This window comes from Actinocatenispora thailandica (assembly GCF_016865425.1).
In the GTDB taxonomy this organism is placed as follows: domain Bacteria; phylum Actinomycetota; class Actinomycetes; order Mycobacteriales; family Micromonosporaceae; genus Actinocatenispora; species Actinocatenispora thailandica.
On record NZ_AP023355.1, the window covers coordinates 1869839 to 1885053 of the forward strand.

Annotated in this window: 15 protein-coding genes; 6 read left to right on the plus strand and 9 right to left on the minus strand. The window is 72.9% G+C overall.

Annotated elements, in window-relative coordinates; genetic code table 11:
* Positions 1–29: 29 nt before the first annotated feature.
* Positions 30–2039 (plus strand): sensor histidine kinase, encoded by a 2010-nt coding sequence (locus Athai_RS34030; protein WP_239156808.1) that lies wholly within the window; start codon positions 30–32, stop codon positions 2037–2039.
* A 120-nt stretch (positions 2040–2159) separates the two neighbouring features.
* Here Athai_RS34030 and Athai_RS08200 read toward each other — a convergent pair whose 3' ends face one another.
* Entirely contained in the window at positions 2160–2813 is a 654-nt protein-coding gene (locus tag Athai_RS08200) for a response regulator (protein WP_275422371.1), read from the minus strand.
* 56 nt (positions 2814–2869) lie between these two features.
* Positions 2870–3415, minus strand: coding sequence for a 2'-5' RNA ligase family protein (locus Athai_RS08205; RefSeq protein ID WP_203960924.1), 546 nt, complete (start codon positions 3413–3415; stop codon positions 2870–2872).
* 147 nt (positions 3416–3562) lie between these two features.
* Here Athai_RS08205 and Athai_RS08210 point away from each other — a divergent pair, with 147 nt between their 5' ends.
* Positions 3563–3964 carry a VOC family protein gene (locus Athai_RS08210; RefSeq protein WP_203960925.1) on the plus strand — a complete coding sequence of 134 codons (402 nt, stop codon included), beginning with the start codon at positions 3563–3565 and terminating at the stop codon, positions 3962–3964.
* 38 nt (positions 3965–4002) lie between these two features.
* Here the strand turns inward: Athai_RS08210 and Athai_RS08215 are convergent, their stop codons facing one another.
* Positions 4003–4629 (minus strand): LUD domain-containing protein, encoded by a 627-nt coding sequence (locus Athai_RS08215; RefSeq protein ID WP_203960926.1) that lies wholly within the window; start codon positions 4627–4629, stop codon positions 4003–4005.
* Positions 4630–4786: 157 nt separating this feature from the next.
* On the opposite strand from Athai_RS08215, the gene sigJ reads away from it, so the two are divergent.
* The 3 genes from sigJ to Athai_RS08230 all read left to right on the plus strand — a co-directional run bounded on the left by sigJ (position 4787) and on the right by Athai_RS08230 (position 7893).
* On the plus strand, positions 4787–5728 hold the full coding sequence (gene sigJ, locus Athai_RS08220) for an RNA polymerase sigma factor SigJ (RefSeq protein ID WP_239156809.1): 942 nt from the start codon (positions 4787–4789) through the stop codon (positions 5726–5728).
* A 109-nt stretch (positions 5729–5837) separates the two neighbouring features.
* On the plus strand, positions 5838–6662 hold the full coding sequence (locus Athai_RS08225; protein WP_203960927.1) for a glycoside hydrolase family protein: 825 nt from the start codon (positions 5838–5840) through the stop codon (positions 6660–6662).
* A 106-nt stretch (positions 6663–6768) separates the two neighbouring features.
* Entirely contained in the window at positions 6769–7893 is a 1125-nt protein-coding gene (locus Athai_RS08230) for a hypothetical protein (RefSeq protein WP_203960928.1), read from the plus strand.
* Between the two features lie 61 nt (positions 7894–7954).
* On the opposite strand, the gene Athai_RS08235 is transcribed toward Athai_RS08230, so the two are convergent.
* From Athai_RS08235 to Athai_RS08245, 3 genes are all read right to left on the minus strand, one after another.
* Positions 7955–8962, minus strand: coding sequence for a zinc-dependent alcohol dehydrogenase (locus Athai_RS08235; RefSeq protein WP_203960929.1), 1008 nt, complete (start codon positions 8960–8962; stop codon positions 7955–7957).
* A gap of 85 nt (positions 8963–9047) precedes the next feature.
* Entirely contained in the window at positions 9048–10196 is a 1149-nt protein-coding gene (locus Athai_RS08240; protein ID WP_203960930.1) for a mandelate racemase/muconate lactonizing enzyme family protein, read from the minus strand.
* Positions 10193–11128, minus strand: a complete 936-nt coding sequence (locus Athai_RS08245) for a U32 family peptidase (RefSeq protein WP_203960931.1) — start codon at positions 11126–11128, stop codon at positions 10193–10195. The genes Athai_RS08240 and Athai_RS08245 overlap by 4 nt, the downstream gene beginning before the upstream one ends.
* A 216-nt stretch (positions 11129–11344) precedes the next feature.
* Between Athai_RS08245 and Athai_RS08250 the strand changes: the two genes are divergently transcribed.
* The gene (locus tag Athai_RS08250) at positions 11345–12124 is read left to right on the plus strand and encodes an IclR family transcriptional regulator (RefSeq protein WP_203960932.1); all 780 of its coding nucleotides are present in this window, start codon (positions 11345–11347) and stop codon (positions 12122–12124) included.
* 72 nt (positions 12125–12196) lie between these two features.
* On the opposite strand, the gene Athai_RS08255 is transcribed toward Athai_RS08250, so the two are convergent.
* The 3 genes from Athai_RS08255 to Athai_RS08265 form a co-directional block, all read right to left on the minus strand.
* A complete protein-coding gene (locus Athai_RS08255; RefSeq protein WP_239156810.1) occupies positions 12197–12958 on the minus strand; it encodes an ATP-binding cassette domain-containing protein in 762 nt (253 codons plus the stop codon).
* Positions 12959–12969: 11 nt separating this feature from the next.
* Positions 12970–13983, minus strand: coding sequence for an ABC transporter permease (locus Athai_RS08260; RefSeq protein WP_203960933.1), 1014 nt, complete (start codon positions 13981–13983; stop codon positions 12970–12972).
* A 68-nt stretch (positions 13984–14051) separates the two neighbouring features.
* On the minus strand, positions 14052–15164 hold the full coding sequence (locus Athai_RS08265) for a sugar ABC transporter substrate-binding protein (protein ID WP_203960934.1): 1113 nt from the start codon (positions 15162–15164) through the stop codon (positions 14052–14054).
* Positions 15165–15215 lie beyond the last annotated feature (51 nt).

The window sequence follows — 15215 nt, forward strand, 5'->3', positions numbered from 1 at the left end:
GGTGGCCGGACGTGAGGGAGGATCCTGTGGTGACGATCCCCGCCGCGGTGCCCCGGTTGCCCGCGGCCAGGCTCGCCCGGACGCTGGCCGCCGTGTCCGGCGGCTGTCTCGTACTCACCGTCGGCGCGTCCTCGACGACCCCGGTCTCGACGGTACTGGCCGGGCCGCCGGCCGGGCCGTTGGCCGCGGAGCCGCAGGTCTGGTGGCAGTGGGTGTTGCCGCGTGGCATGCTCCTGGTGGTCACCGTGCTCGCGGTGATCTGGGCCCGGCACTGGCCGCGACTGATCCTGGCCGGCATCGGCCTCACCGTGCCGATGGCCTACACCGAGGTACCCGGTCGGCCCGGGATGTCCAGCACCGGGTGGTTGCTGGCCGGCTGGGCGGCCGATGCGGCCGGACCCGTGGCGCTCATCGGCGTACTCGGTGCGGCCGGCTGGCTGATCCGGTCCGGGCACGTCGGCTGGGGCGCCGTGGCCGCCGGCAGCGGTACCGGTGCGCTGCTGGTCGGCGCGACGATGGTCGGCGCGGGCTGGCTGCGCCAGGTACCGGAGATGGGCGCCTGGCACGTCGGCCTGACCGTCGCCGCGCTGGCCGGTACCGTCCCGGCCGTGCTCGCGGGCTCCGCGCTGGTAGCGGCACGCACCGTGCCGCGCGCGCCCCGGCGGCGCATCCGGCCGGTACTGGCCGCCGGTGTCGCCGCCGCGGCGCTGATGCTGCCGAACCTGTCGACCGACGACCGGATGTCCCGCATCCTCGGCGTGACCATGAGCGCGCTGATGCGCCACCCGTCCGCGGTGGCCGGGGTGACCGGTGCGCTGGTCCTGCTCGCCGGGCTCGGCGCGGCCGGGCTGGCGGGGCGGTGGGGCGCGGCGGCGGGGCTGACGGTGGCGGTGGTCCAGCTCGTGGTCGCGGCTCCGCTGCTGCTCGCGGTGTGGGCGCTGGCGGGCGAGACGCCGCTGCGCTGGGCCGCCGCAGTGTTCGGGGTGGCGCTCGGCGCGGCCGGCGCGGCGAGCCGCCGTCGGGTGCCACTGGCAGCCGGTGCGGCGGTGTTCTGCGCGGTGGCCCTGTTCATCGCAGTCGCCGCGACGGCCGGCGCGCCGGAGAAGCTGATCTACCAACGGGAGTCGGTGCCGGGTGCGCTGCTGCTGGTCGGGCTGTGCGCCACCGCGACGGCGCTGGCGGGCAGCGCGGCGGCCACGGTGGCGCACCGGACCGAGCTGCCGGTGGCGCTCGGCCCGCTGGTGGCCGTCCTCGTGTACGCGGGTCACCAGATCCTGCAGGCCACCTACCTCGGCGCGGACGGGCTGCCGGAGTCGAGCTACCTGAACCCGGTGTACCACCTCTCGACCGCGGCGACCGGGCTGCTGGTTACGGCCGCCGCGGTGGGCGCCCTGTACGGCGCGGAACTCCTGGTGACCCGCCGGGCCGAACGCCGGGCCGCCGAGGAGATCCGGCGGCAGGCGGCCATCGCCGAACGGGAGCGGCTGGCCCGCCCCATCCACGACGGCGCGCTGCAGGTGCTCGCGCTGGTCGCGCGGCACGGCCCGGACCTCGGCCCGGACGGTGCCCGGCTGGCCGAGCTGGCCAAGGTACACGGTGACGCGCTGCGCCGGCTGATCGCCGGCGCGGACGCGGCGGCGGCGGAGTCCGGCGACATCGACCTGCGGGTGCTGCTCGCCCCGTACGAGTCGGCGCAGGTCCAGCTTGCCCTGCCGGCCGAGCCGGTGCTGCTGCCGGTCCACCGGGCCCGGGAACTCGCCGCTGCGGTCATCGCCGCCCTCGACAACGTCCGGCGGCATGCCGGCGAGCGGGCCCACGCCTGGGTACTGGTGGACGACGATCCGCGCGAGGTGCGGGTCAGCATCCGCGACGACGGCGTGGGCATCCGCGCCGGCCGGTTGCCGCAGGCCGCGGCCCAGGGCCGGCTCGGCGTCGCGCAGTCGATCGTCGGGCGGGTCCGCAACCTGGGCGGCAGCGCGGAGATCGGCTGCTCCGGCGACGCGGGTACCGAGGTCGAACTCCGCCTGCCGCGCCGCTGACCCGCCGCACCGCCTGCCGAACCGCCGCCCCGCGTCGCCGCGCCGAAGCCTCGCGGCCCGGTCGGCGTCGCCGGGCCGAAGGCTCGCGGCCGGGTCGGCGTCGTCTCGGCCGTTGCGAGGTCAGCCGTCCAGACCGTGCTCGATCGCGTACCGGACGAGCTCGACCCGGTTGTGCATCTGCAGCTTGCCCAGGATGTTCTGGACGTGGTTCTGCACGGTGCGGTGCGACAGGGTGAGCCGCTCGGCGATCTGCCGGTAGGACAGCCCGGTGGCGACGAGCCGGAGGATCTCGGTTTCCCGGTCGGTCAGCCGGGGCGCGTCGCCGTCGGCCGGCCGTTCGGTTCGTGCCAGCCGCCGGAACTCGCCCAGCACCAGGCCGGCCAGCCCCGGGGTGAACACCGGGTCGCCCTGCGCGGTGCGGGCCAGCGCTGCCAGGAACTCGTCCCGCCCGGCGGACTTCACCAGGTAGCCGACGGCCCCCGCCTTCACCGCGTCCAGCACGTCCTGCCGTTCGCCGCTGGCCGACAGCACCAGGATCCGGGTCTCCGCACGGACCGAGAGCAGGCCGCGGATCACCTCGACACCGGGCATGTCGGGCAGCTGCAGGTCGAGGACCACCACGTCGGGTCGCACCGCGGGCGCGATCCGCACCGCCTGCTGGCCCTCCCCGACGTCGGCGACCACCTCGAACCCGGCGGTGCGCAGGTCCCGGGCCACCGCTTCGCGCCACATCGGATGGTCGTCCACCACCAGCACCCGGATCGTCTCCGCCACGCCGTCACGATAGCCGCGACCCGCCCGGATCCGGCCAGTCGCGCGTCGCCGGGCCCTCAGCGTCCGGCTGGCGACCCCGCGGTGCCGAGCGGGAAGGACCGTCGCAGCCGCCAGCCGCCGGCGCGCTGCTCGACCAGCGTCAGCTCGGTGACGTCGACCCGAAGCGGAAGGTGGGCGCCGACGTCGTCGGTGATCCGGGGGAACAGCACCGGATCCGCCCCGTCGGCGATGGTCAGGTGCGGGTGGTCGCCGTCGAAGCGTCCGCGGTACGGCGGGTGCTGCGGCCACCGCGCGGCCACCGCACGGGTCAGCGCGACCACCGGTTCGGCGGGGGAGGGCGCGAGCCAGAGCGTCCGGCCGAGGGTGCCGAAGCCGGCGAAGTCGAGCGCGAACCGGTCGTGGGCGGCGGCGAGCGCGGCGAGCGCGCGCTCGTCCTCGGCGGTCAACGCGTCGGCGGGGATCCACGGGTAGAGCACCGTGACGTGCGCCGGGACGCCGGCGGCGGCGTGCGGATCGTGCCGGTCGCGCCAGCGCCGCACGACCCGGTCCGCACCGGGAACCAGCACCACCACCGCGGTCCGGCGGTCATCCGGGGCGATCACGCCGCCATCCTAGGGGCCAGGTGCGCCCGTCCGGACCGCCGCCCCGGTGGGCCTGGTCGGACGGCCGTACCCGCACCCACCGCGGTCGATGTCGGCCCGACGTCGGGTGAGTGTCGTAGCCGGGGCCTAGGATCCGGGCATCGGTCCGTGACGAAGGGGGCAACGGTGCGGGTGAAGGCGTTCGACCATCTGGTAGTCAACGTCGAGGACGTCGAGCGGTCGCTGGCGTTCTACTGCGGGCCGCTCGGGTTGGAGCCGGTCCGGGTCGAGGAGTGGCGGCGCGGCGAGGTCCCGTTCCCGTCCGTCCGGGTGAACGAGAGCACGATCATCGACCTGCTGCACCGGCCCCGCGCCGAATCCAACGTGGATCACTTCTGCCTGGTGGTGGACCCGCTGGATTGGCAGGAGGTCATCGACGCCGGCACGTTCACCGTGCTGGAGGGGCCGGTCGGCCGGTACGGGGCGCGCGGCGACGCGCAGTCGATCTACGTCCGCGATCCGGACGGCAACACGATCGAGCTGCGCTGGTACCCGGCGGACGCGGACTGACCGGGCGGTTGCGACGAACCGCGCCGGCCCGGCGCGGTTCAGAACCCGGCGGCCTCGCGCAGCAGCAGGACGGTGCCGCGATCCGGTTGGTACTCGGCGTTGAGCACCAGCAACCGGGTGATCGCGCTCGGCGTGCCGTAGACCCGCATCGCCCGCTCACTCTCCAGCGGCAGGCAGTGCTCCTCGACCCGGCGCAGCGCGGCCGGCAGGTCCGGTACCACCTTCTGCGCGCCGACGATCCAGATCGCCCGCGCCGCGCCGCCGGCGTAGCCGGGCAACTGGCTGCCGCTGCCGGACGCGATGACCAGCGAGCCGGTCTCGGTGACCGCGGCGACGCTGCCGATCTCCACGTCGGGGGTGGCGAGCATCCGCCGGATCTGGTCCGCCTGGGTGGCGCGGTCCATCGCCACCGCCCGCGGTTTGAGCGCGTCGTAGCGCCCGCTGGTGTTGAGGTCGGCTTCGATCCCGGACAGCCGCAGCGTCTCGCTGGCCCCGGTGAACACGCTCACGCCGGCCGGGATCAGCTCCCGGACCCGGCCGCGGGCCGCGGCCAGGGTGTCGTGTATCTCCACCGTGAAGCCGTGCGCGCGCAGCGCGGCGGCCGTGCGCTCCAGCCGTTCGCCGGTGGCCGGTTCGGTGAACGAGGTGGTCGGTGCCGGAATCATGTCGATCTCCCGTGTGCTGTTCGACGTGGGGGGCGAGTTCGCCGCCACCGGGTCCGACCGGACAGCGCCACCGGATGTGAGGCCGGCGCCGCACCTCACACTTCGGCGGGCCATCCGGTCGTACCAGTGGGCGACGCGGAACGGGGAGGGCGGCGCAGTGGGCAGCGGAACGCAGGCGGGCGACGGCCCGGGCCCGGACACGGCGCTGGCCGAGCGGCGCCAGCTGATCAACGTGGCGTACCGGCTGCTCGGCTCGCTGGCCGAGGCCGAGGACGTGGTACAGGAGACCTACGCCCGCTGGTACGCGATGTCCGAGCCGGCGCGGGCCGGGATCGCGTCCCCCGGCGCCTGGCTGACCACCGTGGCCAGCCGGATCTGCCTCAACCTGCTCGGCTCGGCCCGGATGCGGCGGGAACGCTACGTCGGTGACTGGATCCCCGAGCCGCTGCCCGACACGGTGCTCGGCGAGCCGGGCGGCGCCGTCGACCCGGCCGATCGGGTCAGTCTGGACGAGTCGGTGAACATGGCGTTCCTGGTCGTCCTCGACGCGATGACCCCGGCGGAGCGGGTCGCGTTCATCCTGCACGACGTGTTCCGCTACTCGTTCGTCGAGGTGGCCGACATCGTCGGCCGCAGCCCGGCGGCCTGCCGCAAGCTCGCCTCCTCGGCCCGGCACCGGTTGGGTACCGCGCGGGCCACGCCGGCGCCGGCCGCCCGGCACGCCGCGGTGGTGCGCAGCTTCCGGCAGGCATGGGAGGCGCAGGACATCGACGCGCTGCTCGGTCTGCTGGATCCGGCCGCGGTGGCGACCGCCGACAGTGGCGGCAACGCGGTGACGTTCCGGCATCCGATCGAGGGCGGCGATCGGATCGCGCGCGCCTGGGTCGAGCTGGCCCGCCGCAGGGATCCCGGCACCACGCTGCACGAACGTACCGTCAACGGGGCGCCGGGCCTGGTGGTCGAACGTGACGGCGCCATCGTGACGGTGTTCGCGTTCGACGTCGCCGGCGACCGGATCCGGCACATCTGGGTCGTCCGCAATCCCGACAAGCTCCGCCACTGGTCGGCCCGGCCGGGGTCGAGCCGGTCGCGGCGGTGAACCGGCGCCGGAGCCCCGGGTTGGCGCGGAGATTGGGTAATTGTGTCGTGTCCGGCGGGCACGGACGGCGCCACGATGGGTGGGCCGAACCCGTCCGAGGAGTGCGCGCATGTCCACCGACTCGTTCCAGATCCAACCGCAGGCGGTGACCGAGAACGTCGGTACCGTCGGCTCGCTGCTGGCCGAAGCCGGTGACGTGATCAGCGAGCTGGCCGCCACGGTGCTCGACGGTGCCTCGTTCGCCGGTATCGGCAGCGACGTGGCCGCGGCGAACGCGAGCCTGCAGGGCAGCCAGGTCGATTCGCTGCGGCTGCTGCACCAGGGGTTGCAGCAGGTCAACCAGGCCGTCGATGCGAGCAACCAGGCCTACCAGCAGGCCGACCGGGCGGTCGCCGCCGGTTACGGCGACGGCGCCGCGGCGGCACCGGCCGGCGCCGGCTCGCAGGGCGTCGACATGACCACCGACCGGCAGTTGCGCGATCAGCTCGCGCAGGACGAGGACAGCCGGCCACACGTGTACACCGACACCGAGGGGCATCCGACCGTCGGCATCGGGTTCAACCTCGACCGTGGCGACGCGCGCAGCCGGCTGGCCGCGGTCGGGGCGGACTACGACGCGGTACGCGCCGGCACCCGGGATCTGACCCAGGACCAGATCAACCAGCTGTTCCGCCACGACGTGGGTACCGCGGTGACCACCGCACGCGACTACTACGCCGGCTTCGACCAGCTCGATCCGGCCCGCCAGCGGGTGCTGGCCAACATGGCGTTCAACATGGGCCCGGCCACGCTCGGCCAGTTCCACCAGTTGCACACCGCGCTGACCAACGGGGACTGGAACGCCGCGGCGAACGCGATGCAGGACTCCCGCTGGGCCGACCAGGTCGGCGACCGCGCCACCCGCCTCATCGACCACATGCGCTCCGGCCGGTAGCCCCGGTTCGTGGGAGACAGCGCGCACCGTCGGTGACGAGCATCGATATGCGACCCTGTGCGTCACATGGGTGCGTGGAATGTCCGCGCTGGGGGAGGTTTGGTAGATGAAGAAGAGGATCAGCCGGCGGACCCGGGTGGTCTCGGGGATCGTCGCCGGTGCCGCCGCCGTTCTCGTCGGGGTCGGTGTGCTGCCGGCCAGCGCCGGTGCGCAGCGGGCGCCGCTCGACACCGGCAGTTCGCGGTCCAGCGCGGCCGCGCAGGCATTGCCCGGCGGCAAGGCGAACTTCGTGGTCAGCGTCGGCTCGTTCAAGGCCGGCAGCACGACCAACTGGGAGCGGCTCGGTTACTACGTCTTCCACCCGTCGAACGGCACCGTCACCGGCAAGTGGTGGCGCTGGAACCAGACCAACAAGCGAGACATCCGGGTGGACACGCCGGTGCTGGCGTCCGGCTGCGGCGCGACGCAGTGCTACACGCAGACGATGAAGCGGTTCCTGACCGGGGCGACGGAGACCGTCACCGGCAAGTACGCGCTGAACGGCACCGCGCTGGTGGTCGCCTGGCCCAGCGGCGACCGGTACGTGCAGGAGAAGTGGACGGTCACCCGGGTGCAGAAGGCGGGCGGCTCGACCGATGGCAGCCTGGTGCAGCTGGTCTGGGGTGGTGTCGGCCGCGGCTACAGCGCCACCACCGGCTACGCGTTCGGCTCCAACGCGAGCCTGTCCACGAACGCCAGCGCGGCCACGTTGATGCAGTCGGCCAACCGGGTCAAGTACGCCTACCGGTTCAACGGCATCGTGGCCGGGAAGCTGAGCGGCGGACCGAGTGCGTACGACCTGCGGATCTTCCGGCAGTGCAAGGACGGCCGCTGCCTCGGTGCGGCCGGCAAGTCGAAGCCGGGCAAGGGCTGCGTGGCCTACCCGCCGGGCGACACGCCCACCAGCGCCACGGTGAACTACTACCTGGCACACTTCGGCGGTGACCGGCGGGACGCGACCGAGCACTGGTTCCGCTGCCTGGCCTGGAACGCGAAGACGCACAAGCAGAGCTGCTACCAGCTCAACTCGCACGTGAAGCCGTCGCTGCAGGTCATCGACGACAGCGGGCGGTTCCGCGGCTGGGTGGGCGCCGAGACGTCCTTCATGACCAAGGCGGCGAACCAGTCGACCGGCCCGGCCATCGACGACACACTGGCCATCTTCAAGATCGGCCCCCGGGTCCTCAGCTGATCGGCGGCACGCGATGCCTGCCGTCCACGCGGACGGTGGGCATCGCGTGCCGGTCGTCGGGTCAGGGGTGCAGCAGCACCTTGACCGTGTCGTCGCGCCGCTCGTCGAGCAGCCGGAACGCCTCGGCCACCTCGTCCAGCGCCAGCTCGTGGGTGATCAGCGGGCCGGGGTCGAGGATGCCGGCGGCGAACGCGCGGACCGCGTGCGTCCAGGCCCGCGGCGGGGCGCCGAACACGGTGTGCACGGTCGCCTTCGCGGTGACCAGCTCGGCCGGGACCAGCGGGACATCGGTGCCGCTGGGCAGCCCGGCGAGCACGGTACGGCCGCCGCGCCGGGTCAGCGTGACGGCCTGCTGCGCGGCGCCGGGTGCGCCGGCGGTCTCCAGTACCGCGTCGAACCGGCCGGCGAGCGTGCCCGCGGCGGCGACGGTGACCAGCTCGTCCGCGCCGCAGGCCGTGGCCAGGGCGGCCCGCCGGGTGTTCGGGTGGACCAGGACCAGTTCGGCCGGGCTGGCCGCGCGCAGCAGCTGCAGGGCGAGGAGCCCCAGCATCCCACCGCCGACCACCGCCACCCGATCGCCGGTCGTCACCGCGGCCTCCAGGCAGGCGGCGGCGACGCAGGCGGCGGGTTCCAGGCCGGCCGCGGCGCGCAGGTCGGCGGCGTCCGGCAGGGTGTGCAGCAGCCGGGCGGGCAACCGCAGCCAGTCCGACCAGGCACCTGGTTCGGTGAACCCGGTCTCCGCGTACGGCGCGGCGCACAGGTTCGCGTCACCGCGCCGGCAGGCAGCGCAGACCTGGCAGTTGCGAAACCCCTCGCCGACGACCTTGCGGCCGACGAGGTCCGGGTCGACGTCGGTGCCCACCGCCGCCACCGTGCCGGACCACTCGTGCCCGGGCACCACGGGGTAGCGCTGGTACGGCGCGGGCCGGGTGCCGGCGAGCGCCTCCCGGTCCGACCCGCAGATCCCGGCGTACCCGACCCGCACCACCGCCTCGCCGGCGCCGGGCTCCGGCCGGTCGCTGCCCGCCACCCGCAGGGTGCCCGGTGCGTCCAACCACACCGTGCTCACGAGGTGACCGCGGCTCTGGCGACGGCAGCGCCGGCCACCGGCGTGCTGGCCGGGGGCGCGGGCACGGCACCGTTCGGGCCGGCGGTCACCGGGTGCCCCGGTACTGCCAGCCCTCGGCGTACAGGTCGAAGGCGGCCTCGGTGGGCGGATGCTCGGCGATGAAGTCCGGGTTCAGCGTCACGCCGAGGCCCGGCGCGGTGGGCGCGCTGAAGTACCCGTCGACGACCTCCGGGACGCCGGGCGCCGCCGCCTTGACGAACTCGTCCGCGAAGTCGTTGAAGTGCTCCTGGATCTTGAAGTTGGGCGTGCAGGTGGCGAGCTGGAGGTTGGCGGCGGTCAGTACCGGCCCGCCCACGTTGTGCGGCGCGACCTGGAGGTAGTGGGTCTCGGCGGTGGCCGCGAGCTTGCGTACCTCGGCGATGCCGCCGGTGTGCCCGATGTCGGGCTGGACGATGTCGGCGGCGCGGCGTTCGAACAGCTCCCGGAACTCGATCCGGTCGTGGATGCGCTCGCCGGTGGCGACCGGGATGGCCAGCTTGTCGTGCACCGTGGCCAGCGCGGCCAGGTTCTCCGGCGGTACCGGCTCCTCCACCCAGGCCGGGTCGAACGGGGCCAGCGCGGTCCCGATGCGGACCGCCTCCGCGGCGGTGAACCGCCCGTGCATCTCGACCAGCAGTTCCACCTCGGGTCCGACGGCGTCCCGGACCGCCTCGACCAGCTCGATGGAGCGGCGGCGTTCGGCCGGCGACAGCTCCCACCGGCCGGGGCCGAACGGGTCGACCTTCAACGCCCGGTAGCCGCGTTCGACGACCCGGCGGGCCGCGGCGTGGAACTCGTCCGGCTCGCGCTCCACGGTGTACCAGCCGTTGGCGTACGCCTTGATCCGGTCGTTGACCCTGCCGCCGAGCAGCCGCCAGACGGGCTGGCCCAGCGCCTTGCCGACGATGTCCCAGCAGGCCATCTCGACGCACGCGATGCCGGACATCACGATCTCGCCGGCCCGCCCGAAGTCGCGGTACTTCATCCGCTGTACCAGCGGCTCGATGTCGAACGGGTCGTGCCCGAGGACGTGTTTGGGTACCGCCTCGGTCAGGTAGCCGCGCAGCGCCGCGGTGTGCCCGAGCATCCGCGTCTCGCCGACCCCGGTCAGCCCCTCGTCCGTACTGACCTGCACGTAGGTCAGGTTGCGCCACGGGGTGCCGAGCACGAACGTGTCGATCGCGCTGATCTTCATGCCATCGCCTCCGGTACTGCCAGCCCGGCCGCCGGCAGCGTCGAGCAGACCGCGTCCGGTGCGTACCGGGCGAGCAGGCCGAGGCCGATCTCGGCCCGCCGTACCCGCTCGACGCCGAGCGCGGTTGCCGTCGCGGCCAGGTGACTGCCGCTGGGATAGATGTTGGGCGCGTTGCGCAGCCCGAACTTGAGGTACACCGGCGCCGCGACCCGCACGATCTCGGCGATCTCGTAGTGCCGGACGAAGCCGCCCTGATCGTCCGGTGCCTCGATGTAGACGTCCAGCGGGATGTCGACGGCGGCCCGGATCGCGGCCAGCTGGGCGGGTGACAGGTCGGTCGGCACGTTGTAGGTGTTCGCGCCGAGCTGCTCGGCGAGCTGGATCGCCGGCGGGTTCGACAGCCCCATCTGGACGCTGACCTTGAATCCGAAGTCGGCCGGCAGCTCACCGGCGGCACGCATCCGCGCGGCCACCCGCAGCACCCCGAGGTCGGTGACCAGCACGCTGCGGATGCCGAGTTCGGCGGCCCGGCGCAGGTCCTCCAGGCAGTACACGAGCTGTTCGGTGCCGCGGGCCTGGGCGGCGAGCGCGGTGGCGCCGCTGGCGCCAGCGGCGGCGCCGGTGTCCCAGCCGGCCAGCGGCCGGGTGAACAGGCTGACCTCGATCGAACGTGCCGCCGCGGTCGAGGCCATCGCCGCGACCTCGGCGTCGGTGAGCAGCATGGTGCCGCTGCCCTGCGAGACGCGGTGCACCGGCACGCCGCGCCGGTCGGCCTCGGCGAGCACCGCCGCGAGCACCTCGGGGCCCTCGACGCTGGGGATCTCCACCCGGTACTGGGCGCCGTCGGGGAACCGTTTCCGGCTTGCCGGCGGGGTGCCCGGATCGCGGTCCGGCAGGTCGATCGAGCGCAGGAAGGCTCGGGTACGTTCCACGGTCACATCCCTGGGTGCATCGGTGCCAGCTCGCGCGCGGCGGCCTCGGCGACCGCGGACAGGCGCGCTACCTTTGTTCGATAACACGAATGAGAGTCGATATATCGGACGCTAACGGCTGATCGGTCATCCCGTCAAGCACGCGACGCGCCCTCCGGCCGCGCGCGCCGCTTGGCTATCGTGAACCGACCGACCAAGAGAAAACGCAGGTGAATCATGGGGCGAGCGGTGCCCGCAGTGGTCCGGGCCTTGGACATCCTCGAACTGTTCCTGGACGGTGAGACGCTCACCGCACCGGAGATCACCGCCCGTCTCGGGCTGCCCCGTACCACCGTGCACGAGCTGGTGCACACGCTCTGCGACCGGCACTACCTGTCGACGGTGCCGGACCGGCCCGGCCACTTCCGGCTGGGCATGCGGGTCTTCCAGCTCGGCGGCGTCTTCGCCGGCCAACTCGACCTGGCCCGGGAAGGCCAGGCGGTGGCCAGCGAGGTCGCCGCCCGCTGCGACGAGACCGTGCACGTGGCGGTGCTGGAAGGCACCGAAGTCGTCTACGTGGCGAAGGTGGACAGCACCCAGCCGGTCCGGATGGTCTCCGCGGTCGGCCGCCGGCTGCCCGCGCACTGCACGGCGGTGGGCAAGCTGCTGCTCGCGATGCTGCCGGCGGACGCGTTCAGTGCCCGCTACCCGAGCCGGGCCGCCCTGACCGCGATGACACCGAACAGCATCACCTCGGTCGCCGCCCTCGGCCGCCACCTGGCCACCGTGCGCGCCGACGGCATCGCGTACGAGCGGTGCGAGTCCAACGACGCGGTGGCCTGCGTGGCCGCGCCGGTGCGCGACCACGAGGGCGAGGTCGTCGCGGCGATGAGCGTCTCGGTCCCGGTGCTGCGCTGGACCGACGAGAGCGCGGCGACGCTGACCGCCGTGGTGCGCGACGGCGCGGACGCCCTGTCGGCGCGCCTCGGCCACCGCCCGACCCGCCCACGCGCCTGACCGGTGCGGGGCCGCCCGGCCCGGCCACGCGCCTGACCGGTGCGGGGCCGCGCCCCCGCAGCGACGCCGACCTCACTGCACCCGGTACTCGGCGGCCACCAGGTCGAGCAGTTCGGTCACCGAGGTCTCCGAAGTGGGCTTGTCCAGGGTGATCTGGCCGTGCTGCAACAGGTTGACCCGGTCGCAGATGTCGACGACCTGGGTGTAGTTGTGCGCGATCAGGACGATCGCGAGGTCGCCGCGCTCCTTCAGGGTGCGCAGCAGGCGCAGGATCAGACCGCCCTCCCGGGCTCCCATCGCCGCCAGCGGCTCGTCCAGCAGCAGGATCCGGGCGTTGGAGTAGACCGACCGGGCCACCGCGATCGCCTGCCGCTGACCACCGGACAGCCGGCCCACCTCGGTGGTCACCGACGGGATGTCGATGCCGATCGAGTCCAGGCATTCCCGGGCCCGGCGCTTCATCTCCTTGCGGCGCAGGAACGGGATCGGCCGGTACACCCGCTCGGTGTTGAGGTGCAGGTTGAGGTAGACCGGCAGGCCGTTGATCATCGCGAGGTCCTGGAACACCGTCTCGATCCCCAGCGACCGGGCGTGCGAGACCGACCGCAGGCTGACCGGTTCGCCGCCGACGTGCAGTTGGCCGCTGTCCGGCCTGTGGTAACCGGTGAGGATCTTGATCAGCGTCGACTTGCCGGCGCCGTTGTCACCGATCAGGCCGAGGATCTCGCCGGGGCGTACCGACAGGTTGATGTCGCGCAGCGCGGTGACCGGGCCGAACCGCTTGCCGACGTGCTCGGCCCGGATCGCCGCGGGGGAGTCGTTCGTGCTGTGCACTGTTCGCCCTCTCAGGTGCCGGCCCGGCTGAAGCGGCCGAGGTAGATGTTGAGCATCATCGCGGCGAGCACGGCGATCCCGAGTACCGCGTTGAACGCGTTGGCGTTGATGCCGGCCAGGGTGAACCCCTCGTGCACGATGCCCAGTGCGATCGCACCGATCAGCGCGCCGACCACGGTGCCGGATCCGCCGAGCAGCGCGGTACCGCCGATCACCGCCGAGGCGACCGCGAGGAACATGTAGTTGGCGCCGCCGTTGGTCGGGTCGAACGAGCCGACCCGCACCCCGTCCAGGATGCCGGCGAAGCCGGCCAGCAAGCTGGTCAGTGCGAAGCACGCGGTCTTGATCCGGCGGGTCCGGATACCGGCCTCGGAGGCGGCGGTCGGGTTGCCGCCGACCGCGAACGTGTAGATGCCGAACCTGGTGCCGGACAGCACCACCTGCATCACGATGACGATGCCGATCGCCCAGCACAGCTCCGACCACTGCCAGCCGCCGATGGCCGCGACCAGCGCACCGCCCTCCGGCGCGTGTACCGGCGAACCGCCGGACAGCAGCAGCGCCACGCCCCACAGCAGGAAGAACATGCCCAGGGTGGTGATGAACGACGGCATCTTCAACACCGTCACGATCAGCCCGTTGGCGACGCCGACGCAGGCGCAGACGATCAGCGCGCCGACCAGCGCCACGATCAGCGGCGCGCCGTTGTTGACGAACACCGCCAGCACGAACGGCGACAGGGTGAACATGTAGCCGGCGGACAGGTCGATCTCACCGCAGATCAGCAGCATCACCTCGCCCGCCGCGATGATCGCCCAGGGCGCGAAGTACTGCGCGATGATGTGGTAGTTCGAGCTGTCCGCGAAGCCCTGGGTGGTCAGGGCGAAGTAGAGCGCGAGCACGATCGTGACCAGCGCGATGCTCAGTTCCCGCCGGCGCAGCAGGCCGTCGACGAGCAGCCGGCCGGCGCCGCGGCCCGCGCGGTCCGGTGCGTCCACAGTGGACTTCGTGGGAGTCTCTGTCATCTGGGCGCTCTCCGCAACGAGGGTGCGTTCCCGGCCCGCCGGCAGATGCGCACCGGCGGGCGAGCGGGTCAGGACTGGGTGACGGTCAGCGGCGCCGGCAGCGGCAGGCTCGCCGGCATGGGCAGCAGCCGCTTGCCCTTCGCGCCCTCGTACACCGACTCCGCCTTGGTGTAGGGCGCGACGTTGTCGGCGGTGACGAAGGTCAGGCCGGTGTCCATCTCCGGCGGGTGCACCAGCGTGCCGGACAGTCGGTACAGGTAGAGCGTGAGCATCGGCAGGAAGCCCTGCAGGTAGGCGGACTGGTCGATGGTGAAGTCCAGCGCGCCGGACTTCACCCCCTCGATCGTGTCGTCCAGGGTGTCGTAGCCGCCGGCGTGGAACTTGCCCTTCAGCCCCTGCTTCTTGACCATCTGCGCGATGCCGGCGGTGCTGCCGGCGTCGACCGCGTAGACCCCCTTGGCCGACTTGCGCCCCGCGTACGCCGCCTCCATCGCCGACAGCTCGGCCGCCTGCTCGGCGCCGGTGTTGACGGTGTGCACGGTGACGTTGGCGCCCGCGTCGGCGATGGCCTTCTTGATGCCGTCCAGCCGCGGCTGCACGTTGTTGCCGCCGGGCTGGGAGATCCCGACGATGATCTCGCCGGAGTGCACGTCCGACAGGATCCGCTGCCCCATCTTGTACCCGGACAGGAACAGGTCCTGCCCGATGTAGGCCAGGGCGTAGTTGCCGGCGGCCGTCGCGTTGTAGGCGACGACCGGGATGCCCTTGTCGAACGCCTTCTTGCAGCCGTTCTTGAAGGCGCTGTCGTCGGTCAGTGCGACCGCGATCCCGTCCGCGCCGCCGGAGATCGCCGTCTCCAGTGCGGTGGCCATGGTGGACACGTTGCCGTCCTCGGCGCCGGTCCACTGGTAGTCCAGCCCCAGCAACGCGGCGGCGTCCTTGATGCCGTTCTGGGTCGGGGCGAAGAACGAGTTCGTCGTGACGTGATTGATGAACACGAACTTCCACTTGCTCCCCGGCTTGGGGAAGTTGCCGGTGGCGCCGGTGCCACCGGGGTCGTCGCTGTGTGCGCCCTTGCAGGCGGACAGGGCCATGGTCGCGGCCACCGCACCGCCGCCGGCGCCGAACCACTTGAGGATGTCTCGCCGCGAACGATCCGTGGCGGCGCGCTCGTCAGTCAATTTCGGCCTCACACCGGCTCTCGACGATGTACGTGATACCGAACTATGTTC

Coding starts and splice junctions, on each gene's coding strand:
- Athai_RS08225 (WP_203960927.1), top strand. CDS start 5,838: ATGTCCACCGACTCGTTCCAGATCCAACCGCAGGCGGTGACCGAGAAC.
- Athai_RS08240 (WP_203960930.1), bottom strand. CDS start 10,196: ATGAAGATCAGCGCGATCGACACGTTCGTGCTCGGCACCCCGTGGCGC.
- Athai_RS08260 (WP_203960933.1), bottom strand. CDS start 13,983: ATGACAGAGACTCCCACGAAGTCCACTGTGGACGCACCGGACCGCGCG.
- Athai_RS08215 (WP_203960926.1), bottom strand. CDS start 4,629: ATGATTCCGGCACCGACCACCTCGTTCACCGAACCGGCCACCGGCGAA.
- Athai_RS08230 (WP_203960928.1), top strand. CDS start 6,769: ATGAAGAAGAGGATCAGCCGGCGGACCCGGGTGGTCTCGGGGATCGTC.
- Athai_RS08250 (WP_203960932.1), top strand. CDS start 11,345: ATGGGGCGAGCGGTGCCCGCAGTGGTCCGGGCCTTGGACATCCTCGAA.